We start from the raw sequence: 24714 nt of genomic DNA, 5'->3' as shown, positions 1-24714 counted from the left end.
GAGTGTTAATCAGCGCGTTTTCTAATAAAAAAAGCCGAAGTGTTTACTCCGGCTTTTTACTTATCTAACGATTTGAAAATTTATATCAATCCCGCTCTTTTTAATAAAGCTTCTGGTTTTGGCTCTTGACCTCTAAAACGTTTGTACAAAATCATCGGATGTTCTGTTCCTCCTTTAGAAAGCACATTGTCTTTAAATTTTGTTGCTACTTCGTGATTAAAGATTCCTTTTTCCTGAAAGTATTCAAATGCATCAGCATCTAGAACTTCAGCCCATTTATAACTGTAATAACCAGAAGAATATCCACCCTGGAAAATATGTGAAAAAGCAGTACTCATAGCATTTTCTTTTACATCAGGATATAATTGACTGTCTTTAAACTGTTCTGTTTCAAATGCTTTTAAATCAGTAATACTTGTTGGGTCTTGCGAGTGCCAAGCCATATCTAACAATCCAAAACTTAGCTGGCGTAATGTTGCTAAACCTTCTTGAAAACTAGCACTTTCTTTGATTTTGTTTACATATTCCATCGGAATGATTTCGCCAGTTTCATAATGATTTGCAAACAATGCTAGAGCTTCAGGCTCGTAACACCAGTTTTCCATAATCTGACTCGGTAATTCTACAAAATCCCAATAAACAGATGTTCCAGATAAACTTGGATAAGTTGTATCAGCTAACATTCCGTGTAATCCGTGACCAAATTCGTGGAACAAAGTTGTTACTTCATTAAATGTAAGTAATGAAGGTTTTGTTTCAGTTGGTTTTGTAAAATTACAAACGTTCGAGATATGTGGTCTTTCGTTTACGCCATCTTTTCTGTATTGATGTTTAAACGAAGTCATCCAAGCACCATTTCGTTTTCCTTTTCTTGGGAAAAAGTCGGCGTAGAAGATTGAAACCAATTCGTTTTTATCATTCGTAACTTCATAAGTCATTACTTCTTCATGGTATTTGTCGATGTCAAATACTTCGGTAAAAGTAAGTCCGTATAGTTTTTTTGCAATTGTAAAAGCACCGTTCAGTACTTTCTCTAATTGAAAATAAGGTTTCAATTTTTCATCATCCAGATTAAAAAGCTGTTGCTTTAACTTCTCCGAATAATAAGCACTATCCCATTTTTCTAATTGCTCGATTCCGTCTAACTCTTTTGCGAAAGCAGTAAGTTGAGCAAACTCTTTCTTAGCAGCAGGTTTAGCCTTAGCCAATAAATCATTAGAGAAAGAAAGAACTTTTTCTGGGTTTTCGGCCATGCGTTCCTCTAGAACAAAATGAGCGTGCGTTTTATAACCTAATAAATTGGCTCTTTCAAAACGTAGTTTTACAATTTTAAGAACTATTTCCTGATTATCTAATTCGTTGTTTTGGAAAGCTCTTGCGCCAAAAGCGATAGCTAGTTTTTTACGCAATTCACGATTATCAGCATACGTCATAAACGGAAGGTAACTCGGATGATCTAGGGTAAAAATCCAACCTTCTTTTTCTTGGCTTTTAGCCAATGAACGAGCGGCTTCGATAGTTCCTTCTGGTAATCCAGCTAAATCTTTTTCATCAGTAAGATGTAATTCGAAAGCATTCGTCTCAGCCAAAACATTCTCACCAAATTGCAAACTCAACTTAGATAATTCTTTGTCGATTTCGCGTAATTGGTTTTTCTTTTCTTCAGGCAGATTTGCTCCGTTTCTGGAGAAACTTTTGTATTTTTTGTCAAGAAGAGTCGTTTGTTCCGGATTAAGATTTAAGCTTTCTTTTTGGTCATAAACAGCCTTTACTTTAGCAAATAAGTCAGCGTTTAAGCGAACATCGTTTCCGAATTCAGATAATAGCGGAGAAACTTCCTGAGCGATTTTTTGCATTTCGTCACTAGTCTCAGCAGAATTTAGGTTGAAAAATATACTCGAAACGCGGTCCAGAATATCTCCAGTATAATCCATTGCTTCGATAGTGTTCTCGAAAGTTGGAGCCTCGGTATTATTTACAATAGCATCAATTTCGGCTTTCGCCAAAGAAATCCCTTCCTCAAATGCAGGAACGTAATCTTCGATTTTAATTTGCGAAAAAGGAGCAGTATTGTGTTTAGTAATAAATGTTGAAAGTAAAACGCTCATTATGATGTAATTATTTTATTAATAGAAGTCGATATTTTTGAAACTCAAAGATAGCAATTTATAAAAATTTAATCATCTAAACAAAATCGATTCTCGGCATAAAATCCTCTTAAATTGTGTTATAGATATGTTATTTATTCCTGTGCACGTTTTTAAAAGCGTAAATTGAAAAAAAACTAGTTAGAAACTGTAAAATAGAAAAACGATGAATTATCAAATTGCGATAAAGAGAATAGATACGGTTAATGAAGTAGAAGGATATTGGACTGATGTAGATTTTATTCAGTTATTAGAAAAATTCAACTATCCAGATGGAGCAGCGGCAGAGAGAAGTAGTTTGCCAGAATTATTAGAAATGGCTATCTCCGATTACGAACCTAACGAAGCTGCGGAAATAGTTTTGGAATACAAATTTGCAGATAGATTGACCGATGGACAAATCGAGCAAATAGCACACAATATGTTAATTGATAAAGTTTGCGAGGAATATCCAGAGATAGATATGCAAGGAACTTTGTTCCATATAAATCAATTACTGTTTAAAGCATACAACGGAAAATTTCCAAATGCAAAAGCCTCAGTTGTTCATTTTTCGATGACATCAACTAATGGTGAAGTACAAAAATTGACAGCCGAAAATGTCCTAAAATTATTGAATAAAGGCTTGTCTGACAGGAATTTGATTAAAAGATTGTTTGAAAATCAAATGTCACAAAATATTCCATTTCCCGAAGCTGACGATATAGTTTGGGAATTGACAACAAAAGATAATATAAATTACAGCTTGGTTACCTCAGAGAATTGGATAAATAACGAAGATATAAATGAATATGAGTTTGAATCTGTTCTCGAGGAAATTGAAGATGAAGCATAATTTTAGTTTTTCAGTCGCAGTTTATACTAAATACTGCGACTGAAAACTAAAAACTATTTCAAGCCTTCCGAAGATTTATAAACAGCTTCTTTTAGGCTTTCTTTATACGCTATGATTTTGTTTAAAACTACTTTATCATGGCTTCCTATGATTTGTGCTGCAAGGATTCCAGCATTCTTGGCCCCGTTTAAAGCTACAGTTGCAACTGGAACTCCGCCTGGCATTTGCAGAATCGATAAAACCGAATCCCAACCATCGATAGAATTGCTTGATTTTACTGGAACTCCAATTACAGGAAGCGGCGACATCGAAGCAACCATTCCAGGTAAATGTGCTGCTCCACCTGCTCCAGCAATAATTACCGAGATACCGCGAGTATGAGCGTTGTTACTAAAATCGAATAATTTTTCTGGAGTTCTGTGAGCAGATACAATATCAACTTCAACTTCTATATCAAATCCTTTTAATATGTCTATGGCATCTTGCATTACTGGCATGTCGGAGATGCTCCCCATGATTACGGCTACTTTGCTCATTTGTTTTTTTTGTTTAAGGTTCAAAGTTTAAAGTTGCAAACCGCGACTGAAAACTGATTGTGTTTTTGTTTAAAGTTTAAGCGTTTAATTTGATTAGGAATTTATAAATCAAAAATAAAACTCCGAGTATTAATATTAGTGAACATAATACAAGAATTATAAATAGAATAAAACTTTTTATTCTCTCACCTTTATATTCGTATTTATCTGTAAATCTTTCAAAATGAATTTTAAACCAATTTGACTCATTGCTTAAATTCAAAAGGTTAATTGATATTTCTACAAAACTCATTTAAAAATTAATTAAACTAAAAGTGTTTATTTCGTTTCAACTTGTAAACTGTGACTGCAACTGAAAACTATATACTAATCACTTTAATCGTATTCTTAACATCCTCGGCAATTCTTCTTGCTTCGTTCATATCACCATTTACGATTGTAACGTGACCCATTTTTCTGAAAGGGCGGGTTTGTTTTTTACCATATATATGTGGTGTAACACCGTTCCATCCTAAAATAGTTTCGATGTTTTGATAAACTACATCGCCAGAGAATCCTTCGGCTCCAACTAAGTTTACCATAACTCCTGCGACTTTACTATCGGTATTTCCTAGCGGAAGATCTAATATAGCACGTAAATGATTTTCAAATTGTGAAGTATAACTTGCTTCGATAGAATAATGTCCAGAATTGTGTGGGCGAGGAGCAACTTCGTTTACTAAGATTTCATCGTCTTGAGTTTGGAACATTTCAACTGCTAAAAGACCAACATGATTAAATTTCTCCGAAACATTAAGCGCAATTGCTCTTGCTTTTTGAGCTACTTTCTCGTCGATTCTTGCAGGACAAATTACATATTCTACCTGATTTGCCTCTGGATGAAATTCCATTTCTACAACAGGATACGTTTTTATTTCTCCCGATGGATTGCGACAAACAATAATGGCAAGTTCATTCTTGAACGGAACCATTGTTTCTGCAATACATTCTACATTAGGTAAATTATCTAAATCCGAAGCTTGACGAATAACTTTTACACCATTTCCGTCATATCCAAATTCCGTACATTTCCATACAAAAGGCAATTTTAAATCTTGAATTTTAGCTTTTAAGCTTTCCAGATTTTCAAATCTTTCAAATGGAGCAGTAGGAATATTGTTTTTAATGTAAAAATCTTTTTGGATTCCTTTATTCTGAATACCCCTTAAAGTTTTTGGAGAAGGGTATATTTTTACGCCTTCATTTTCTAGTTTTTCCAGCGCTTCGAGGTTTACAAGCTCTATTTCGAAGGTCAAAACATCTACTTGTTTTCCAAAATTGTAAACAGTTTCAAAGTCCATTAAATCCCCTTGACAGAATTTGTTACAGGCAATTTTGCTAGGAGCTTCATCGCTTGGGTCTAAAACATAGGTTTGTATGTCAAATTTGCGAGTGTCAAAAAGTAGCATTTTGCCTAATTGTCCACCACCTAAGATTCCTAATTTAAAATCAGAAGAAAAATAATTCATTGTTGTGTGTTTGTGATGCGCAAAGATACTTTATAATGATTGAATAGGAAAATGCTATTTTATTTTCTTAAGAACCTCTCTTGCAACTGCTTTATAAGCAGCGGTATGATTTGCATAATCCTTGGTTAAGATAATTTGCAATTCGGGATGAATCCAGTCGTAATACTTTCCTAATATATGCAAAGTTCGGATAGAATAAGCTTTTGCAGCTACTTTGGTATCGGTAATAAGCCAATCAAAACTGGTTTCGATAATATCCTGAAGTTGCGTTTCGGAAAGAGAAATATTTGTTTCTGATTTTTTATAATGCGCAATAACTAAAAGTTGGCAGATTTTGGCAATAGGACGAATGCCACTTTCATCTTTTAATTTTTTAAGATTCGAACAAAAAAAATCAAGATGAGGTTGTAGCCATTCGAGCTTTTCATAAGATACAAATTCTAAAATCCAGCAGGCTTTGTGCGTGTTTTTGTCATGAACGTCGAAGCAAATCGAAATTAATTCGGGAAAATAATCAGGATTTTCTAAAACAGTTTGCGCTCCTTTAAGTCTGTTTTCTCTGTAAGCACTTACGTAATCAAGGTTTTTTTGTAATTCAGAGGGCATTGATTTTATTTTTGATTTAAAAATACAAATTTAGAGTCAATTTTCGATTCTAAAACTCGAATTCTGTATCTTTGCCCATTATTTTAAATGTAAAAAATAATGATACAACTTCACGATAAACAATTTGTTCCGTTTATTTCGGCTAAAGAAATTGATTTTGCAATTACTAAAATGGTAGCTCAGGTACAAGATGATTTTGGAGATGATATTCCAATTTTTATTGGAGTATTAAATGGCTCTTTTATGGTTGTTGCCGATTTTTTGAAAAAATATAAAAAACACTGCGAGGTTTCTTTTATAAAAATGGCTTCTTATGAAGGAACAGAAACAACTCATGATGTAAAGCAATTAATAGGTTTAAATCAGGATTTAACAGGTAGAACAGTAATTATCATTGAGGATATTGTTGACACTGGGAATACCTTGGTTGAACTTAAAGAGATGTTTAAACAACAAAATGTAAAGCATTTAAAAATTGCTACTTTGTTCTTTAAACCAGAGGCATACAAAAAAGACATTAAGATTGATTATATCGGAATTCGAATTCCAAACAAATTTATTGTTGGTTACGGTTTAGACTACGATGGTTTGGGAAGAAATTTGGCTGAGGTATATAAATTAGCAGAATAAACTAGAACCAAAAACCAAAGAATTATAAATTAACTATTCACTTTAAACTTCTTTAAAAAATAAAAAAGGAAGTACGACACAACACACAAACTATGATTAATATTGTTTTATTCGGAAAACCTGGAGCAGGAAAAGGAACTCAGGCAGAATTTTTAAAAGAAAAATATAAATTAACGCATCTTTCAACAGGAGATATTTTTCGCTTTAATTTAAAAAACGATACAGATTTAGGTAAGAAAGCAAGAGTTTTTATGGACAATGGCGAATTAGTTCCTTGCGAAGTTACCACTGCAATGTTAATAGATGAAGTAAACAAACATCTTGATACAGAAGGTTTTTTGTTTGACGGCTACCCAAGAACATTAGATCAGGCAAGAGCTTTAGATGAATTTTTACCAACAATTGGATCTAGTGTTACAGCTACAATCGCTTTAGAAGCTGATGATGAAATTCTGGTAGCTCGTTTATTAGAAAGAGGAAAAACAAGTGGTAGAGCTGATGATCAGGACGAAGAAAAAATTCGTGTTAGATATCAGGAATATAATGAAAAAACAGCTCCATTAATAGGATATTATAAAGAGCAAAATAAATTTCACGCTGTAAACGGAATCGGATCTATTGAAGAAATAACGGAGCGTTTGACTAGTGTAATTGATAATTTGTAATAAAAAGAAATAGTTTAAAGTTTAAGGTTTAAGATTTGCCTGAGTAATATTTATTTGGGCAAATTTTAGGCTTTAAACTTTAAATGTTTAAATATAAAAATGGAGATACTAATAATATTTTTTCTAATAATTTTAAATGGGGTTTTCTCTATGTCGGAAATCGCATTGATTTCGGCAAGGAAGAATAGATTAGAGACAGCAGCCAAAAAAGGAAATAAAAGTGCTAAAATCGCTCTTGATTTAGCCAATTCGCCAAATAAGTTTTTATCGACTGTACAAATCGGAATTACCTTAATAGGGATTTTGACAGGTATTTATAGTGGAGATAAAATCACGATGGATGTTGAGGTTTTTGTAAGCAAATTTGAAGTTTTACAGCCTTACGCACATTCTGTTGCTGTAGGGATTGTAGTTGTAGTTTTAACTTTCTTTTCTCTTGTTTTGGGTGAGTTGTTGCCTAAGAGAATTGGTTTGAATCATCCAGAGGCTATAGCCAAAGCTGTGGCTTTGCCAATGAAGGTTATCTCGATTATTACAGCTCCATTTATTTGGTTGCTGACTAATTCGACAGATTTTTTATTGAATGTTTTGCAAATAAAGCCTACTGCCGATGGTAAAGTTACCGAAGAAGAAATAAAAGCCATTATTAAAGAAGGTACAGAGGGTGGTGAAGTACAGGAGATAGAACAAGATATTGTGGAACGTGTTTTTCATATCGGTGATAGAAAAGTAAACTCGTTAATGACACACAGAAAATCGGTGGTTTTCTTGCCGTTAAATTCAGATAAACAGCGTGTAAAAGAATTAATTTTAGAAGATTTACACTCCATTTATCCTGTTTATACAGAGAACTATGATGATATTTCGGGGGTTGTTAACTTGAAAACTATCTTTGCTAATATTGAAAAAGAAGATTTCAGCTTAGCGTCTATAATGACTGAAGCTCCTTTTATAATGGAGCAGACAACGGCTTACAAAGCATTAGAGAATTTTAAGAAAACAGGAATCCATTATGCATTCGTTTCTGATGAATATGGAATTTTCCAAGGAATTATAACATTAAATGATATTCTGGAAGCTCTTGTAGGAGATGCTGCCGATTTTTATAAAGACGAATTTCAGTTAATAGAAAGAGAAGACGGAACTTGGTTGGTCGATGGACATTATTCATTACATGATTTCTTAACTTATTTTGAGTTAGATGAATTAATTAATGATTATGAAGTTACCACGGTAAGTGGTTTAATAATGACTGAATTATCTCGTATTCCAAAAGAAGGCGAGAAATTAATTTGGCAAAAATTTGAATTAGAGGTCATCGATATGGATGGCGTAAAGATTGATAAAGTATTAATAAAAGCATTAAAAGGTTAACATTAAAATAGTTTTCAGTTACAGTTTTCAATTGCAAATAGCACTGAAAAATGTAACTGCGACTGAATACTGAGAAATATGACAGAGGGAAATTTTGTAGATTACGTTAAAATATTTGTTTCTTCCGGTAAAGGAGGAAAAGGTTCTACGCATTTACATAGAGAGAAGTTTATTGAAAAAGGTGGTCCAGATGGTGGAGATGGTGGTCGTGGTGGTCATGTTTTTTTAGTTGGGAATAAAGGACTTTGGACATTGTTTCATTTAAAGTTTGCTCGTCATATTAAAGCGGGTCACGGTGGAGATGGTGGAGGTGACAGAAGTACTGGAGCCGATGGTGATGATAAATTTATTGAAGTGCCATTGGGTACTGTTGTAAAAGATAAAGAAACAGGCGAAACCTTGTTTGAAATTACGGAGCACGGAGAAAAACAAATCCTTTCTAGAGGAGGAAAAGGTGGTTTAGGAAACTGGCATTTTAGAAGTTCTACAAACCAAACTCCAAGATATGCACAACCAGGTTTGCCAGGTGTAGAAATGGATGTAATATTAGAACTTAAAGTTCTTGCCGATGTAGGATTAGTTGGTTTTCCTAATGCAGGGAAATCTACCTTATTATCTGTATTAACATCTGCAAAGCCTAAAATTGCCGATTATCCGTTTACAACATTAAAACCAAATTTAGGTATTGTAGCTTATAGAGATTTTCAATCTTTTGTAATTGCAGATATTCCTGGAATTATCGAGGGTGCTGCTGAAGGAAAGGGATTAGGTCATTATTTCTTGCGTCATATAGAGCGTAACTCAACCTTATTATTTCTTGTTCCTGTAGATACACCAGACATTAAAGGAGAGTATGACATCTTGGTTAATGAATTAACTAAGTATAATCCTGAAATGCTAGATAAAGAGCGTTTGTTAGTGATCTCTAAATGTGATATGCTAGATGACGAACTTAAAGCTGAATTAAAGACTGAACTTGATGTTGCTTTTAAAGATGTTCCTTATATGTTTATATCATCTGTTGCGCAGCAAGGACTATCTGAATTGAAAGATAAATTGTGGAAAATGTTGAATGATTAATTCTATTATAGATATATCATAAAATAAAAAAACCACCAATTGGTGGTTTTTTATTTTATGGGGCAAGGTGTTTTTACAAACTGAAGTTTTTAGAAATACCAATGTTCATTGTTTTTCCGAAATTGAATCCAATACGTTCTTGTCTTGGGTCATTTTTTCCATCAATGTTGTCGTAGTTAAGTCCTCCAATAGAGAAATTTAAACCAAAACCTCTTTTCATGTTTATGAATAAAGCTGGAGTAATGTAAGCGTACATTCCTTTAGCATCATTAATAGAGTTTTGTTGGTAACCAGATCCTATGTCAGCAAAAATTGCAAACGTTTCGTTTAATGGTCTAGAGTAACGAACAAATGCTCCAATCTTTTGATTGTTAGAGTTGTCAACAAGATCATTGTGGATGCTACCAATAGTAGCGTCAACTCCTGCAGTCCAGCTTTCTGAAAACTGATAACCAAATCTTGGAGAAAATTCAAATGATTCTGCCTTTGCATCGCCAATTTTTTCAGAAGAATATCCTACGTTTCCTCCTACAAGTATTGACCCTTTTTGTGCAGTAGCCATTGCAGAAACAACTAAAGCAACACATAATAGTAATTTTTTCATCTCTAATATAAATTTAATTTATGCAAAAGTATAGATTTTTTTATAAGAAATTGATTATGAGTAATTAATTTTTAATAAATTATTTATTACATATTTAATTGTGAAATAAAATGAATATATGAATGTGGAATTGTTTTTGAATCTGCGGAATTCATAAATATTAGGTGTGATTTGGTTGATATGTTTATTTTAGGGATTCTGGTTAGATGTTTAATTGTGAAAATGCACTATATTCGCAGAACTAATAATATTTAATACGTATGAAAAAAATAATTTTATTTTTGACAATGTGCCTTATGGCTTTTCCTGTGAGAGCAGATGAGGGAATGTGGTTCTTGATGTTTATCGAGAGATTAAACCATAGAGATATGCAGAAGATGGGCTTGCAACTTACATCCGAAGAAATTTATAGTATCAACAACCATAGTTTGAAAGATGCTATCGTTCAGTTTAACGGAGGATGTACTGCCGAAATCGTTTCTAAAAACGGTTTAGTTTTAACAAATCACCACTGTGGTTACGACGCAATTGCAGAACTTTCTACTGAAGAGCAGAATTACTTAAAAAATGGTTTTTGGGCAAAAGATAAAAGTGCCGAGATGAAACCAAAATCATTATATGTTCGTTTCTTCGTTCGTATGGATGATGTTTCTAAAAGAATTTTATCTAAAGTAAATGATAAAATGACTGAAGCTGAAAGAAACAAAGTTATTCAGCAAGAAATTGCTTTAATTGAGCAAGAAAATAATGAAGGTGGAAAATATACTGTTTCAGTTCGTCCATTCTTTCAAGGAAACGAATACTACTATTTTGTATACCAAGATTACAAAGATGTACGTTTAGTAGGAACACCACCAGAAAGTGTTGGTAAATTTGGAGGAGATACTGATAACTGGGAGTGGCCACGTCATACTGGAGATTTCTCTATGTTTAGAGTATATGCCGATAAAAACGGAAATCCTGCAGAATATTCTAAAGACAATGTGCCTTTACAACCAAAACATTACTTACCTGTAAGTTTAAAAGGTGTTAAAGAGAATGATTTTGCCATGATTTTAGGTTATCCAGGAAGAACAAACCGTTGGATGCCAGCAGGTGGAATTGAGCAAAACATTAAGTATGCTTACCCTGCTTGGGTTGAAGGTGCAAAAACTGGAATGGACCAAATGAAAAAGTATATGGACAAAGATGCAACAGTTCGTTTGCAATATGCGTCTAAATATGCTTCGACAGCAAACTACTGGAAAAACCGTCAAGGTATGATCGATGCTTTAACAAAAGCGGGAACAGTAGCTACAAAAACAGAACAAGAAGATAAGTTCTACGAATGGGCAACTAAACCAGAGAATAAAGAAAAATACGAAAATGTAATTCCTACTATTAATGGTTATTATAGAGAAACTAATTTAAAAGCGACTCACGATAATTACTTAATACAACTTTTGCGTACTTCTAATTACGCTACAGGACCTGCAAATTTAGGTAATGCATTAATTGCTTATTACAAGGAAAACGATGCTAAAAAAGCAGAGATGTTACCTAAGATTAATGCAATGATTGAAAGTGTTTATGGAGAGTTTTATGCACCGCTTGAAAAAGATGTATTAACTGCTCAATTGAATTTATACGCTGCAAAAGCTGCTGAGTATGGTTTAGCTCCACAAATAGCTAAAATGAAATCAGAGAATAATGGTGATTTTACTGCAGATGTTGCAAAAGCGACTGAAATAAGTTATTTTACAACTAAAGATAAAGTATTAGCATTTATGGCTGACCCTAAACCATTGGCGATTGTACACGATCCATTGTATATTATCTCTAACGATTTGCTAACTAAATACCGTACTAAAACAGACGGACAATTAAAAGCTGATGATAGTTTTGCAATTGCTTACCGTGAACTTGTAGAAGGTTTAAGAGTGTCTAAATTAAACACAATTAAATACCCAGATGCAAACTCTACTTTAAGATTAACTTACGGAAAAGTTCGTGCTTTACCAGAAGATAAGAGAAACGATGCTAAGATTAATAATTATACTACAATGGCCGGAATGGTTAAAAAGTATAAAGCAGGAGATCAAGAATTTGACTTGCCAGCTAGATTATTAGAATTGAACAAAGCAAAAGATTTTGGTCAATATGCAGACAAAGCTGGATATATGCCAGTAAACTTTTTAACAGATAATGATATTACAGGAGGAAACTCAGGTTCACCAGTTCTTAACGGAAAAGGAGAATTAATAGGAGTTGCTTTTGATGGTAATATCGAAGCTATGGCTGGAGATGTTATTTTTGACCCTAAATTACAAAGAACTATCAATGTTGATATTCGTTACGTACTTTGGATTATCGATAAATATGCAGGAGCTAAACACATTGTTGATGAAATGACAATTGTGAAGTAATAGTAGTTTCTATAATTACAAAACCCCATCTCATTTGTATGAGATGGGGTTTTTTGTTGCTCTTAACTTATTTTATATTTACTCTTATACCTTTGGTATGGTTTGAATATTCTGGAGCATACATACTTTCGATTGTTGTAATTCCGTTAGAGAAGTTACCGCCATTATTTACTCTAATGTCATATTCTATTACATATGTTCCTTTATTTATTCGATCAAAGAAAAAATGTGTTGCGGCATCTTTTGTACTCATATAATATCCTAATCGATCTTTGTATTTATATTCTGAAAGAACATTTACAGGTTCAAAACAAGAGGCTCTCATATCTTTTAAATGAACAAATTCCATATCTTCTTTGGACGAAATGATTAATCTTACCGTGATTAAATCGCCAATTTTTAAAGGAGATTTAGTTGTGATTTTCTGTAATTGATCTCCGCCAACTGCCTTTGTTCTTATATATAATTCTTTAGAAACTGATAAAGCTGTATTTGGGTTGGTTTTAATTTTGTCTAAATCTTCAAAATATTGCCAATACGCGCCTCCAAAACCTGGAACTTTTGATTTGTTCTCGATTTTTATAGAAGCCATTTCTTTTTTTACTTCATCAGCTTTCCAGTTGAGTTTGATATAACCAGTTGCAGCTTCTTTTTCGTTTTCGGTTAGTTTTTTGGTTAGGATTTTTTCATCTCCAACTTTAATGACTGTATTGTCCTTTACACTTAACCAATCATTGCCTTGCATTAATAAAGCATAAATAGCTTCGGTAGTCGATTTTGTTGATGGCCAGTTTTTGGTTTGTTTATTTTTTAATAGCCAGACTTTCATTGCATCAACAGATTTGGTGTCGTGATTTACTTCGGCGAAAGCCTCAATTAATAATGCCTGAGTTTCTATAGGTGCTTGGTACCAATACCATCCCGCTTTGTTAGATATCCAATACATTCCCCAATCTTCATTGTTAGAAGCCGATTCTTTTAAGCTCTCAATAATTTTTTTAGCAGTTTCACTTTCTCCGAAACGATTTAGGGTTAATGCAGCTAGTCCTTTTTCGTAAAGAGAATATTTTAGCCAATCTTTTTTGGCTGTTTCCAAGTACAATTTAGTTGCTTTTTTTAAAGTGTCTGATAGAGGATAATTATCTAAATAAAAACTTCTGGTATAGAGATAATGCAAATCAGAATAAGGATTAATCCAGATTAGTTTATTAGATGCTTTTAAGTTTTTAGTTTGGATTTTATAATATTCCAAAAATTTATTGTCTAAAAACGGAATTCCAGTTTTGGCAATAACATCAATTTTAGCATCATTATCTTCAGTTTTATTCAATTTAGTTAAATGACCTAAACCTGCTAGAATGTGTCTTGTAATATATTCGTTTTCGTCACTTCCGTCAAACCAAGAGAATCCTCCAGATGCTTTTTGTTTTTGTTTTAATTTATCAAAAGTAGCTTCTTGCGAAGCTTTCATTTTTTCTAAATCAAATAAAAGTGCCATATTCTTTTTCTTTTCGTCTTCGCTTTGTGCATCATTTAACCAAGGAGTTTCTGCTAGAATAATTGATTTTAGTTCTTCGTTTTCTTCTAATTTCGAATTCAGTTTTCCGTTCTTTCTCCAATTTTCAAAAACAGTTGCAATCTTCGGATTACTCGATATGATTTCTGAGGCCAAAGAATTTGCATAAAAACGCGCAAAAGTTTGTTCGGCACATTCATGTTCATATTCCATCAAATAAGGCAAAGACTGAATCGCAATCCAAGCAGGATTAGAAGTATATTCTAATGTAAGTTGGTGATTTTTTAAAGTTGTAGAAGTATTGTTTTTTAGATTCTCAAACGTATATTCTTTGGCTGAATTCTCTCGAACCCAAATTGGGATACTTTCGGTGACCAACATATTATTAGTTAAAACAGGAAGTATGTTTTCTTCTCCATCAGAGAAATTACCTGATTTGGCTAGAATTTTATATTGTACACCTTGTAAACCTTCTGGAATTGAAATGGTCCAACTTGCAGTTGTATTGCCAAATGCTGGAATTGTAAAGTTTCGGATGTTTTTTGCGTTTAGCATTTTGGCATCAATAGGTTGCATGGTTACAGCATCAAAAAACTGTAAAACGGCAATTCCAGTTTTAGCTTCCCCAGTAATGTTAGCTATTTTTGTGCTGATAACAATAGTATCTTTTTCTTTAAAGAACCTTGGGAAATTCGGCAAAACCATTAGTTCTTTTTGTGTAATCACTGTTCTCTCAAGATAACCCGAAACAGCAGCTTTGTTATGTGCCATTAATCGAAGTTTCCAAGCTGTTAAAGCTTCTGGAGAAGTAAAGTTAAAACTTAGTTTACCGTTGGCATCAGTTTTTAAATTAGGGTAAAAGAAAGCAGTTTCTGATAGATTTTTTCTTGCTTTTACTTGTGTTAGTTCTTCTAGAGCATTTTTTGTAGTAATGATTATCGCACCATTGGCAGCTTTGCTTCCATAAAGAGCAATTGCTTGTGGGGCTTTTAAAACATCCATAGAAAGAATGTCGTTAGGGTTAAGGTTTTTAACAGAGTTTTCGGAGACAACTTCACCATCGAGTATATATAAAAGATTGCTATTTGAATCAAGAGAACCAACTCCTCTTATTGCTATTCCTTTTACTATTCCTGATAATGTGCCTGCAATACTATATACTTGATTGTCTTCTTCAACTTCAATACTCTCTGAACTGACTTTTCTAACAGCATATCCGAGTGATTTTTTTTCTCTTTTAATTCCATACGCAGTAACTATAACTTCTTGTAAGCTCTGTGAAGCTTCCTCTAAAATAATATCAAGGTTTTTTTTGTTTTGTATAATAATTGATTGACTATCGTATCCTATAAACGAAAAGACTAATTCTTCGCCATTTACAGCTTCAATCTCGTAATATCCATCAAAATCAGAACTGGCACTTCTCTGAGTATCTTTGATAGTGATTGATACGCCTGGAATTGGTAAACCTTTATTATCTGAGATGACTCCAGAAATCATTTTAGCGTTTAAAGGTTTTTTGATTTTTTTATTGAGTTGTCTTTGATATTCTTTTTGCAGATATAGAGCATCAGTACTATTATTAAAGTCAAACCCAAACCAAATTAATTTAGTGCTTTCGTTTCTTAAATTTATACGGTTTGAGGGATTATTCAAGTTAGAAATTGATGTGTTAGTTTTTTCAAAACCTAAAAGTGATTTATAGGTAGTTCCGATATTATATTCATTAAAAGTTAAACCATTCCATTCTTTTGTGCTAAACTGATCTAAAGAACTATCATACATTGATGCCAGTACTTCAGCTTCATTTTTAGTCTTATTTCCTTTTAACTTAAAAGACCAACTTTCGTTACTTCCGGGTTGTATTTTACTTCTAAAAGTTTCTACATTAAATTTTAATTGCGGATTTTCGGTTTTTAGAAATACAGTAAGATTAGAATTGAATCTATCATTTTCGAATATGCTTTCAAAGGTGAGGCTTACCACATTTTGGAAATCTTTTTTCAAAGGAATTTTAATTGTAGTTTCGTTATCTTGAAGATGATAAGTTTCCTCATAATAGATGGAACTATTATAATTTCCAGTTGCAGTTATGTATAATTCAGGAACAACAGATGAAAGTTTTATTAATACAAAACCATCTTTCTTTGGGTCTATATTAATTTGTTGTGCATTAAATAATCTACTAGTGTCAAATTTGTCTTTGCTTTGTATAAGCTCGAAATTTGAAATGTTTTCAATCAGATTATTAAAGCTGTCTTTTGCTGAAAAAACAATTTTGTAATCTCCCGATTTATAATTTGAGATAAAATCTAAAGGAATAATTTTGTCATTTTCGGTGTTAATATTTTTAGAAAAGACTAACGATTCAGTTATTTTTTCTTTAAGATTCGGATTGTTTTCGTAAGGAAATAATTTTTCAAAATCTTGTGGTGATATACCTTCGATATCTGGCTGAGGAAAAATTCTTCCTTTGAATTTAGATGATTGTGGGCTGATGAAATATATCTTCAGTTCACCTTTTACAGCTAGAAACTCACTATTTAAGTTGGTGCTGTTAAGTTTGATTTCGTTTTTGTTTTTAGTTTCAATTTTGCTGGCAATTATTGCATTTAAATTTAAATCATGATAACCTACTTTAATAGTTGTCTCAGATTCATGGGTTTCACCATTTATATCTGTTACAGTTGCTTTTATGAGATAATTGAAAATAGGCAATTGTTCTTTTATTGCGTTTTTAGAAGGCTGAGCAATAAATTCAATTATAAATTTTCCTGAAGTATCAGTTTTGGTTTCACCACTAGCAATAGTTTCATTCTGCTCTTGGGAATAATAGTTTCTAAAATAACTAGTATATCTACTTACGGTATAAGTTACGTTTGCGTCAGAGATGTTACTTCCTGCAAAAGCTTTAGCATTGCCTTTTATCTTTATTGATTGGTTAAGTTGAAAGCTTTCTTTTTTAGGTTCAAAAGTAACTTCAAATTTTGGGCGTTTGTATTCTTCAACTCTAAAGTCGATTTTAGAATCTTCAAAATCAACCTTATCCCAGAATGGGTGTTCGTCTTCTTTTTTGTTGTAAACTACATCATTTTCATAATTATCTGGCTCTTCAGTAGTTATTGTGTAGTTTCCTGTAAGTCCTGTTTTTGGCAACACAAATTCACCAGAGAAAGAACCAAATTCATTTGTGGTTACATCAAATTTTTTGAGTTCATCATTATCGGCATCTTCAATAATAATGCTAAATCTTGTATTTGGGATGACTGATGTTTTTTGCTTTATTTTCTGTACAGCAATTCCTTTGTAATATACAGTTTGTCCTGGTCTATAAATGGCGCGGTCTAGATAAAATTCGACTTTCCCTTTAGAGGTTTCTTTATCTTCTGATGAATACTCACTATTGTAGTATAAATAGTTTTTTTTAATCGAAAGTGTATCGCTTGTATTGTACAAGTTTATAACTTCATAAGCGGAATTTTCCTTTGTTTTATTAAAAACGGCAACTCCATTTTTATTGGTTTTAATGTTGAAAGTTGAGGATTGAATAGTTACATTTTCTAATGGTTTTCCTGTTTTCCTATCTAAAACCTGATAAAATTCTGATTTATTGTTCTGTGAGGCTAAAAGTATTATGTTCGAAATTGTAATGGTTTCAAAAGTAAAAGCTTTCCTGTCTTTTGAATCGGATTCACTTTCAAAATACACTAAATATGAGCCCGTTTTTAGTTGTGGAAGTAGTACTTCGGTTGAATATTCTAAAAAGTCCTTTTTATTGGTAAGGGAATAAGACTTTGTAACAATGGGTTGTTTGTTTTCAATAATGAAGTTTTTTACACTGTCTCTTTTTGAATTATATCTTTCTAAATAAGTAATTTGATTTTGGGTTATTCTATAAAATGAAATTTTAAAATTTTCAACATTTTTATATTTTACAAATGCTCGGGTATTTTCATTGTCATAATTGTATTTTTGAAGCTCTACATTCAAAGTCTTATTTAAAATAGTTTCTTTTTTTTGAATAGCTAATTTATAGGCATTCGAACGATTATTTATATTTAGGATACTATCTAAAGTTTTAATTGCTTGAATGTTATAATTTGGATAGTCTTTTTTTGAAGCATTTTCCGATAAATATGTAGCTTTCTCTAATTGAATTTTTTGAATTAAAAGTATGTCAGTTGAACTTTTTTGGAGAGATATTAATGCTTGGAAATAGTCATTATCAAAATCTATTAAATATTGTTTGCAAAACTGAATTCGTTGCCATAAGTTTTCTGTATTAGGCTTGTTTGCTTCTTGTCTTTGATATAATTTTAAAGTCAATTTTAGATTTTCGTTTGTTATAAAGTCAAAATTTAGCTTTAAAAAAGTATCTGATTTTGCTAATAAGTCTTTTTTATAAGGTGAAAAATCACTTTTTTGGATTCCCCACTGGCGAATTTTTTGTGTATAAATTCCAATGTTTTCTGATATAACATAGTCTAATAAACCCAAGGTCTTGAACCTGTCTATAGTTGAATAATCAAAAATGAGTTCGTATTTTATTAAAGGAGTATTCTTTAAAACGGTTTCATTTTCTAGAGAATTCTTCAGTGCTAGATTAATCTGATCTTTGAAATAGGTTTCGGTCCATGTCAAAAAATCATCATTTAAAAAAGTGGCATTTGTTCTCCTTCCAATTTTATAATCATTTCGAGTATAATAATCATTCAAACATTTAGCATAAACTAAATTTAGAATTGCTTTTGATGGTATTGAAGCCCGATTTATTTCAAATTTCAAGTTGTCTAGAATCTTTGATTGAGCATTTTCGTCAACAACTTGTAGGTATTTTGAATTATAAAAAAAGCATTTTATAATTTGTACTTCGTCTTTATCGGCAACTGCTTTTTTGTAAATTTTTGAAACAATTTGATTGGCGGTTTTTATTTTGCCGAGTTTTTCGTTTTCAATTACTTTATTCCAGTTCTTTTCATATTGTTGCCCAAATAAGGAGGTGGAAATTAGTAATAAGACAAAATAGATATTCTTCATAAAAACTGGTTTAGTATTATTTTAAAAGATTGATGTAGTATTGAAAATAAATCTCGTACAAATTACTAATTTATACTTAAAAAGAAATGATACGTTTTATATTTCCACTATTTTTGAAGAATGAAACAAATAATAATTGTCTTTCTTTTGCTTCCGACCTTAATATGGTCGCAATCTAATTTTGACAAGGCACAGAAGTTATTTGAAGCACGCAAATTTGATAAAGCTAAATTACTTTTTGAATCAGTTTTAAAAGAAAAACCATCTGATTTAAAAACAATTGAATATTTAGGAGATATTGCTACTCATACTAAAGAATGGGATCAGGCAGTTGGGTATTATAAAAAGTTAAAACAACTTAACCCATCTGGAGCTAACTATTTTTATAAATATGGAGCAGCTTTAGGTATGAAAGCCCTTGGAGTAAGTAAGTTTAAGGCTTTTGGAATGATAGATGAAGTAAGAGGTTCATTTGAGCAAGCAATTGTACTAGACTCTAAACATATAGAAGCACGTTGGGCGCTTATAGAATTAAATTTGCAACTGCCAGGAATTGCGGGAGGTAGTCAGACTAAAGCTTTAAAATATTCGGATGAATTGTTAAAACTTTCACCGATAGATGGTTATTTGTCAAGAGGGCATATCGATGAATATTTTAAAAGATATTTGGATGCTGAACGACAATATAAACATGCCATCATTGTAAGTAAATCAAAAGCCAGTTATTTAATGCTTGCTAATTTGTATCAGAAAAAAATGAATCAGCCTGAAAAGGCCAAAACGATTTTGGAAGAATACAAACAGAATCAGCACTAATTAACTGACCAATAATAAATAAACGAATAACCGAACAAACTAAAATGAGAACACATTTTATCGCCATAGGTGGGAGTGCAATGCACAATCTGGCATTAGCATTACACAATAAAGGATATCAAGTAACAGGAAGTGATGATGCGATTTTTGAACCTTCGAAATCACGCTTGGAGAAAAAAGGAATTTTGCCTCTGGAAATGGGTTGGTTTCCTGAAAAAATTACTTCAGATATCGAGGCTGTAATTTTAGGAATGCATGCTAAGGCAGATAATCCAGAATTACTAAAAGCTCAAGAATTAGGATTGAAAATTTATTCTTATCCAGAGTTTTTATACGAACAATCAAAGAATAAAACACGTGTTGTTATTGGAGGTTCTCACGGAAAAACTACAATTACTTCGATGATTTTGCACGTAATGCATTATCATAATATCGAGGTCGATTATATGGTTGGTGCACAATTAGAAGGATTTGATACTATGGTGCATCTTACCGAAGAGAATGATTTTATGGTTCTGGAAGGAGATGAGTATTTATCTTCACCAATAGACAGAAGACCAAAGTTTCATTTATATCAACCAAACATTGCTTTGATTTCTGGAATTGCTTGGGATCATATCAATGTTTTTCCTACTTATGAGAACTATGTAGAGCAATTTGAAATTTTTATCGAAAAAATTACAAACGGAGGAATATTGGTTTATAATGAAGATGACTCGGAAGTGAAACGTGTGGCAGAAGCGGCTACGAACCCAATAAGAAAATTACCATATCAGACACCAAATTATACGGTAAGCGACGGAGTAACACTTCTTGAAACTCCAGAAGGGAATATGCCTATAGAAGTTTTTGGAGCTCATAACTTAAATAACTTAGCTGGGGCAAAATGGATTTGCCAAAATATGGGTGTAGATGAAGCTGATTTTTATGAAGCAATTGCTAGTTTTAAAGGAGCTTCTAAACGTTTAGAGAAAATTGCAGAAACAAAGGATAAAGTTGCTTATAAAGATTTTGCACATTCACCAAGTAAAGTTGCTGCAACAACAAAAGCGGTAAAAGAACAATACCCAAATCGTACATTAATAGCTTGTTTAGAGTTACACACCTATAGTAGTTTAAATGCGGATTTCTTAAAAGAATATGAAGGAGCTTTAGAATACGCAGATGTTGCTGTAGTTTTTTATTCGCCAGATGCAGTAAAAATAAAACAATTAGAAGAGGTAACTTACGAGCAAATCGCGACAGCTTTTAATCGTAAAGATTTGATTATCTATACAAACCCAAAAGACTTTAAAGATTATTTATTCAATTTAAATCTAGAAAATTCGGCATTGTTATTAATGAGTTCGGGAAATTACGGTGGTTTGAACTTTGATGATGTAAAGGGATTAATTACAATACTATAACGTTAATGGAAGAAAGTTCTTTTTTATCTATATCCAATTGGTCCGAAGACGATAAACCACGTGAAAAATTGATGCTAAAAGGCAAAGATATTTTAAGTGATGCTGAACTAATCGCTATTTTGATTGGTTCAGGAAGCAAAAACGAATCGGCGGTAGATTTGAGTAAAAGAATTCTCTCCAGTGTAGATAATAATCTTAATACTTTAGGCAAATTATCTATCACGCAATTAATAGGTTTTAAAGGAATAGGAGAGGCTAAAGCTATTTCTATAATTGCTGCAACCGAATTAGGACGACGCAGAAGGGCAGAAGATGTTGCTGATTTAATCAAGATTACATCGAGTAAAATAGTTTTTGAAATCATGCAGCCTATCATTGGCGAATTACCGCATGAAGAGTTTTGGATTATATTTTTGAATAACTCAAATAAAGTTATTTCAAAATCTCAATTGAGTAAAGGAGGAATTACCGGCACGCTGGTAGATGTTCGTTTAGTCTTTAAGATGGCATTAGAGATAGGAGCAACCTCACTGATTTTATGTCACAATCATCCTTCAGGAGGATTAAATCCTAGCGAAGCTGATAAACAAATTACAAAAAAGCTTAAATTGGCAGGTGAAAGCTTAGATATTAAAGTGTTAGATCATATTATAATTATCGAAACTGGATATTACAGTTTTTTAGACGAAGGAATTTTTTAAGAATGAAAAATAATACCATAATTACAGATGTTTTTTTTGATTTAGATCATACGCTTTGGGATTTTGATAAAAACTCAGAGTTAGCATTCGAAGCTATTTTGAAAAAAAATCACCCGACAATTGAAATTAATGCTTTTATAGAAAAGTATATTCCAATAAATCAAGCTTGTTGGAAATTGTATCAAAACGATAAGATTTCGCATGTAGAATTACGTTATAATAGACTAAAACATACTTTTGATGCTTTAGATTATGTTGTTTCAGATGCATCAATAGATGAAATGGCCGAAGAGTATATTCAGTTACTGCCATTAAATAATTATCTTTTTGATGGAGCAATTGAAATTCTAGAGTATTTAAAAGATAAATACAGATTGCATATCATTACAAACGGATTTGCAGAAGTTCAGTATAAGAAAATAACAAATTCTAATATTGAAACATACTTTCAGACAATAACAAATTCTGAAAAGGCTGGGGTAAAGAAGCCAAATCCTATTATTTTTGAGTATGCATTGAATTCTGCTAATTCTAAAAAAGAAAATAGTATCATGATTGGAGATTGTTTAGATGCCGATGTTCAAGGAGCTTTAAACGCTGGACTTGATGCGATTTTCTTCAATGATAAAAAAGTAGAAGCGGAACATAACATTAAACAAATAAACCATTTATTAGAACTTAAAAATTACTTATAAAATTATGAAAACAAAAATCTTATTATTACTTATATTTATTTCTAGCTATGGCTTTTCTCAGTCAGTGAATGATTACAAAGCAGTAATTATTCCGTTGAAATATGATTTTATGAAGACAGATAATCAATACAGATTAGCTACACTTACCAAGTTTAATTTAAATAAAGCAGGTTTCGAAGCATTTTATGCAAATGATGCAATTCCGCAAGATTACAACCGTTGCGAATTATTGAATGTAGATGTAGTTAGAGATAATGGTTTTCTGGTAACAAAACTATATGTAACATTTAAAGATTGTTACGGAAAAATAGTTTTTACATCAGAGATAGGGAAAAGTAAAATAAAAGATTTTGATGGGGCATATGCCGAAGCTTTAAATCAAGCTTTTTTATCAATAAATGCTTTACATTATAAGTACAATGGCAAAAAAGCATCAGGAGCTATGAATAATAACCAGACTTCAGTAAATAATCAAGTTGCAGTTGCCCCTGTTGCGGTAACAACAAGTGCTGCTGTTGTTAACTCAGTTGTAAATAGTAATGATCCTAATTTATTGTATGCACAACCTACAGAAACAGGTTATCAATTAATCGATAAAACACCTAAAGTAGTTATGAAATTAATGAAAACGTCTCGTCCAGATTCTTTCATTGCTATAAAAGGAGATATTCAAGGTTCATTAAATGCAAAAGACAACGAATGGTATTTTGAATACTATAAAAATGATAAACTAGTTTCAGAAAAAGTAATTGTAAAATTCTAAACTATTTTATACGGAGTTAATACCCGTATTTATCTTTCCAACGATTTCTCAAAAATTCCCGGTTGCTATTCTCTCTAGAATTGTTGCCGGGATTATATATTACAGTCTCAGATAATGCGTCTGGCAGAAACTCTTGTTCTGCAAAATTATTTGCATAATCATGCGAATATTTATAATCATCACCATAACCTAACTCCTTCATTAATTTTGTTGGAGCGTTGCGCAAATGAATTGGTACAGGCAAATCTCCAGTTTGTTTTACCAACTGTTGTGCGTTACCAATTGCCATATAAGATGCATTACTTTTTGGCGATGTAGCCAAATAAATTGCACACTGACTTAATATTATTCTACTTTCGGGATAACCAATTGTAGTAACAGCCTGAAAAGTATTGTTAGCCATTATAAATGCAGTAGGGTTTGCATTTCCTATATCTTCACTCGATAGAATAAGCATTCTTCGTGCAATAAATTTCACATCTTCACCACCTTCAATCATTCTGGCTAACCAGTAAACGGCACCGTTAGGATCACTTCCGCGTATTGATTTAATAAATGCCGAAACAATATCATAATGTTGTTCTCCACTTTTGTCATACAAAACAGTGTTCTGTTGTACAAGTTCGAAGACACGTTCGTTAGTTATCGTTATTTTATCATCTGGCGATGCATTTATGACCAATTCAAAAATGTTTAATAACTTTCTTCCATCACCACCAGAAAGCCTCAATAAAGCTTCGGTTTCTTTTAAGTCAATTTTTTTAGATGCCAATACAACATCAGTTTTCATGGCACGATGTAATAATAATTCTAAATCACTTTTTGTAAAAGCATTCAAAATATAAACTTGACATCGGGAAAGTAAAGCGGGAATTACCTCGAAACTCGGGTTTTCGGTAGTTGCACCAATAAGTGTTATCCAACCTTTTTCGACAGCTGCCAAAAGTGAATCTTGTTGCGATTTACTAAAACGATGAATCTCATCAATAAACAAAATCGGATTTTTGGCTGTAAATAAGCCGCCACTTTGTTTTGCTTTTTCGATAACATCACGAATGTCTTTTACCCCCGAATTTATAGCACTTAAGATATAAAAAGGACGTTTAGACTCTTGCGCTATGATTTGTGCCAAAGTTGTTTTTCCAGTTCCAGGAGGTCCCCAAAACAGCAAAGAAGGAATAATTCCTTTTGCTATTTGTTGAGTTAGTGAACCATTTGGTCCAACCAAATGACTCTGGCTAACATAGTCTTCTAATTTCTGAGGTCTTATACGTTCTGCTAATGGTGCTTCCATTTTGTAAAATTACTATTTTCAATTTTAATTTGTTGCCACAATTAGTTTTTTTAGGAGCTTTTCCAGCTCTTCACTCTATCTTTATTATTACTAAAG

General features: G+C 32.3%; 18 protein-coding genes. 11 read left to right on the top strand and 7 right to left on the bottom strand.

Features of this window, described 5'->3' with window-relative positions:
• Nucleotides 1-80: 80 nt before the first annotated feature.
• Entirely contained in the window at nucleotides 81-2108 is a 2028-nt protein-coding gene (locus IW20_RS05425; protein ID WP_035619681.1) for a M3 family metallopeptidase, read from the bottom strand.
• Between the two features lie 205 nt (nucleotides 2109-2313).
• Between IW20_RS05425 and IW20_RS05420 the strand changes: the two genes are divergently transcribed.
• Complete coding sequence (locus IW20_RS05420; RefSeq protein ID WP_035619680.1) at nucleotides 2314-2982, top strand: hypothetical protein; 669 nt, start codon at nucleotides 2314-2316, stop codon at nucleotides 2980-2982.
• A 53-nt stretch (nucleotides 2983-3035) separates the two neighbouring features.
• Here the strand turns inward: IW20_RS05420 and purE are convergent, their stop codons facing one another.
• The 3 genes from purE to IW20_RS05405 form a co-directional block, all read right to left on the bottom strand.
• On the bottom strand, nucleotides 3036-3518 hold the full coding sequence (gene purE, locus IW20_RS05415) for a 5-(carboxyamino)imidazole ribonucleotide mutase (RefSeq protein WP_035619679.1): 483 nt from the start codon (nucleotides 3516-3518) through the stop codon (nucleotides 3036-3038).
• 359 nt (nucleotides 3519-3877) lie between these two features.
• Nucleotides 3878-5026 carry a 5-(carboxyamino)imidazole ribonucleotide synthase gene (locus IW20_RS05410; protein ID WP_035619678.1) on the bottom strand — a complete coding sequence of 383 codons (1149 nt, stop codon included), beginning with the start codon at nucleotides 5024-5026 and terminating at the stop codon, nucleotides 3878-3880.
• 54 nt (nucleotides 5027-5080) lie between these two features.
• A complete protein-coding gene (locus IW20_RS05405; RefSeq protein ID WP_035619677.1) occupies nucleotides 5081-5632 on the bottom strand; it encodes a hypothetical protein in 552 nt (183 codons plus the stop codon).
• A 99-nt stretch (nucleotides 5633-5731) separates the two neighbouring features.
• On the opposite strand from IW20_RS05405, the gene hpt reads away from it, so the two are divergent.
• From hpt to obgE, 4 genes are all read left to right on the top strand, one after another.
• Nucleotides 5732-6262 carry a hypoxanthine phosphoribosyltransferase gene (gene hpt, locus IW20_RS05400; RefSeq protein WP_035619676.1) on the top strand — a complete coding sequence of 177 codons (531 nt, stop codon included), beginning with the start codon at nucleotides 5732-5734 and terminating at the stop codon, nucleotides 6260-6262.
• A 92-nt stretch (nucleotides 6263-6354) separates the two neighbouring features.
• On the top strand, nucleotides 6355-6927 hold the full coding sequence (locus IW20_RS05395) for an adenylate kinase (RefSeq protein WP_035619675.1): 573 nt from the start codon (nucleotides 6355-6357) through the stop codon (nucleotides 6925-6927).
• Nucleotides 6928-7026: 99 nt separating this feature from the next.
• The gene (locus IW20_RS05390; protein ID WP_081912435.1) at nucleotides 7027-8301 is read left to right on the top strand and encodes a hemolysin family protein; all 1275 of its coding nucleotides are present in this window, start codon (nucleotides 7027-7029) and stop codon (nucleotides 8299-8301) included.
• Nucleotides 8302-8379: 78 nt separating this feature from the next.
• A complete protein-coding gene (gene obgE / locus IW20_RS05385) occupies nucleotides 8380-9381 on the top strand; it encodes a GTPase ObgE (RefSeq protein ID WP_035619673.1) in 1002 nt (333 codons plus the stop codon).
• Between the two features lie 73 nt (nucleotides 9382-9454).
• Here obgE and IW20_RS05380 read toward each other — a convergent pair whose 3' ends face one another.
• Nucleotides 9455-9985, bottom strand: coding sequence for an outer membrane beta-barrel protein (locus tag IW20_RS05380; RefSeq protein ID WP_035619672.1), 531 nt, complete (start codon nucleotides 9983-9985; stop codon nucleotides 9455-9457).
• A gap of 260 nt (nucleotides 9986-10245) precedes the next feature.
• Here IW20_RS05380 and IW20_RS05375 point away from each other — a divergent pair, with 260 nt between their 5' ends.
• Nucleotides 10246-12390, top strand: a complete 2145-nt coding sequence (locus IW20_RS05375) for a S46 family peptidase (RefSeq protein ID WP_035619670.1) — start codon at nucleotides 10246-10248, stop codon at nucleotides 12388-12390.
• Between the two features lie 67 nt (nucleotides 12391-12457).
• Here IW20_RS05375 and IW20_RS05370 read toward each other — a convergent pair whose 3' ends face one another.
• Nucleotides 12458-18943, bottom strand: a complete 6486-nt coding sequence (locus tag IW20_RS05370) for an alpha-2-macroglobulin family protein (protein ID WP_035619668.1) — start codon at nucleotides 18941-18943, stop codon at nucleotides 12458-12460.
• 120 nt (nucleotides 18944-19063) lie between these two features.
• Here IW20_RS05370 and IW20_RS05365 point away from each other — a divergent pair, with 120 nt between their 5' ends.
• The 5 genes from IW20_RS05365 to IW20_RS05345 are packed head-to-tail and all read left to right on the top strand — an operon-like array spanning nucleotide 19064 to nucleotide 23324.
• Nucleotides 19064-19759, top strand: a complete 696-nt coding sequence (locus IW20_RS05365; RefSeq protein WP_035619666.1) for a tetratricopeptide repeat protein — start codon at nucleotides 19064-19066, stop codon at nucleotides 19757-19759.
• Between the two features lie 44 nt (nucleotides 19760-19803).
• Complete coding sequence (locus IW20_RS05360; protein ID WP_035619665.1) at nucleotides 19804-21165, top strand: UDP-N-acetylmuramate--L-alanine ligase; 1362 nt, start codon at nucleotides 19804-19806, stop codon at nucleotides 21163-21165.
• Between the two features lie 5 nt (nucleotides 21166-21170).
• Nucleotides 21171-21866 carry a RadC family protein gene (gene radC, locus IW20_RS05355; protein WP_035619663.1) on the top strand — a complete coding sequence of 232 codons (696 nt, stop codon included), beginning with the start codon at nucleotides 21171-21173 and terminating at the stop codon, nucleotides 21864-21866.
• Between the two features lie 2 nt (nucleotides 21867-21868).
• Complete coding sequence (locus IW20_RS05350) at nucleotides 21869-22561, top strand: YjjG family noncanonical pyrimidine nucleotidase (protein WP_035619661.1); 693 nt, start codon at nucleotides 21869-21871, stop codon at nucleotides 22559-22561.
• 4 nt (nucleotides 22562-22565) lie between these two features.
• Nucleotides 22566-23324 (top strand): hypothetical protein, encoded by a 759-nt coding sequence (locus IW20_RS05345; RefSeq protein ID WP_035619659.1) that lies wholly within the window; start codon nucleotides 22566-22568, stop codon nucleotides 23322-23324.
• 16 nt (nucleotides 23325-23340) lie between these two features.
• On the opposite strand, the gene IW20_RS05340 is transcribed toward IW20_RS05345, so the two are convergent.
• Nucleotides 23341-24618 carry a replication-associated recombination protein A gene (locus IW20_RS05340; protein WP_035619657.1) on the bottom strand — a complete coding sequence of 426 codons (1278 nt, stop codon included), beginning with the start codon at nucleotides 24616-24618 and terminating at the stop codon, nucleotides 23341-23343.
• Between the last annotated feature and the right edge of the window lie 96 nt (nucleotides 24619-24714).

Source organism: Flavobacterium hydatis, assembly GCF_000737695.1.
GTDB classification, from domain to species: domain Bacteria; phylum Bacteroidota; class Bacteroidia; order Flavobacteriales; family Flavobacteriaceae; genus Flavobacterium; species Flavobacterium hydatis.
This window is presented reverse-complemented; position numbering and strand designations above follow the sequence as displayed.

Coding starts and splice junctions, on each gene's coding strand:
- IW20_RS05390 (WP_081912435.1), top strand. CDS start 7,027: ATGGAGATACTAATAATATTTTTTCTAATAATTTTAAATGGGGTTTTC.
- IW20_RS05345 (WP_035619659.1), top strand. CDS start 22,566: ATGAAAACAAAAATCTTATTATTACTTATATTTATTTCTAGCTATGGC.
- radC (WP_035619663.1), top strand. CDS start 21,171: ATGGAAGAAAGTTCTTTTTTATCTATATCCAATTGGTCCGAAGACGAT.
- IW20_RS05425 (WP_035619681.1), bottom strand. CDS start 2,108: ATGAGCGTTTTACTTTCAACATTTATTACTAAACACAATACTGCTCCT.
- obgE (WP_035619673.1), top strand. CDS start 8,380: ATGACAGAGGGAAATTTTGTAGATTACGTTAAAATATTTGTTTCTTCC.
- IW20_RS05420 (WP_035619680.1), top strand. CDS start 2,314: ATGAATTATCAAATTGCGATAAAGAGAATAGATACGGTTAATGAAGTA.
- IW20_RS05405 (WP_035619677.1), bottom strand. CDS start 5,632: ATGCCCTCTGAATTACAAAAAAACCTTGATTACGTAAGTGCTTACAGA.
- purE (WP_035619679.1), bottom strand. CDS start 3,518: ATGAGCAAAGTAGCCGTAATCATGGGGAGCATCTCCGACATGCCAGTA.
- IW20_RS05380 (WP_035619672.1), bottom strand. CDS start 9,985: ATGAAAAAATTACTATTATGTGTTGCTTTAGTTGTTTCTGCAATGGCT.
- hpt (WP_035619676.1), top strand. CDS start 5,732: ATGATACAACTTCACGATAAACAATTTGTTCCGTTTATTTCGGCTAAA.
- IW20_RS05350 (WP_035619661.1), top strand. CDS start 21,869: ATGAAAAATAATACCATAATTACAGATGTTTTTTTTGATTTAGATCAT.
- IW20_RS05360 (WP_035619665.1), top strand. CDS start 19,804: ATGAGAACACATTTTATCGCCATAGGTGGGAGTGCAATGCACAATCTG.
- IW20_RS05410 (WP_035619678.1), bottom strand. CDS start 5,026: ATGAATTATTTTTCTTCTGATTTTAAATTAGGAATCTTAGGTGGTGGA.
- IW20_RS05375 (WP_035619670.1), top strand. CDS start 10,246: ATGAAAAAAATAATTTTATTTTTGACAATGTGCCTTATGGCTTTTCCT.
- IW20_RS05395 (WP_035619675.1), top strand. CDS start 6,355: ATGATTAATATTGTTTTATTCGGAAAACCTGGAGCAGGAAAAGGAACT.
- IW20_RS05365 (WP_035619666.1), top strand. CDS start 19,064: ATGAAACAAATAATAATTGTCTTTCTTTTGCTTCCGACCTTAATATGG.
- IW20_RS05370 (WP_035619668.1), bottom strand. CDS start 18,943: ATGAAGAATATCTATTTTGTCTTATTACTAATTTCCACCTCCTTATTT.
- IW20_RS05340 (WP_035619657.1), bottom strand. CDS start 24,618: ATGGAAGCACCATTAGCAGAACGTATAAGACCTCAGAAATTAGAAGAC.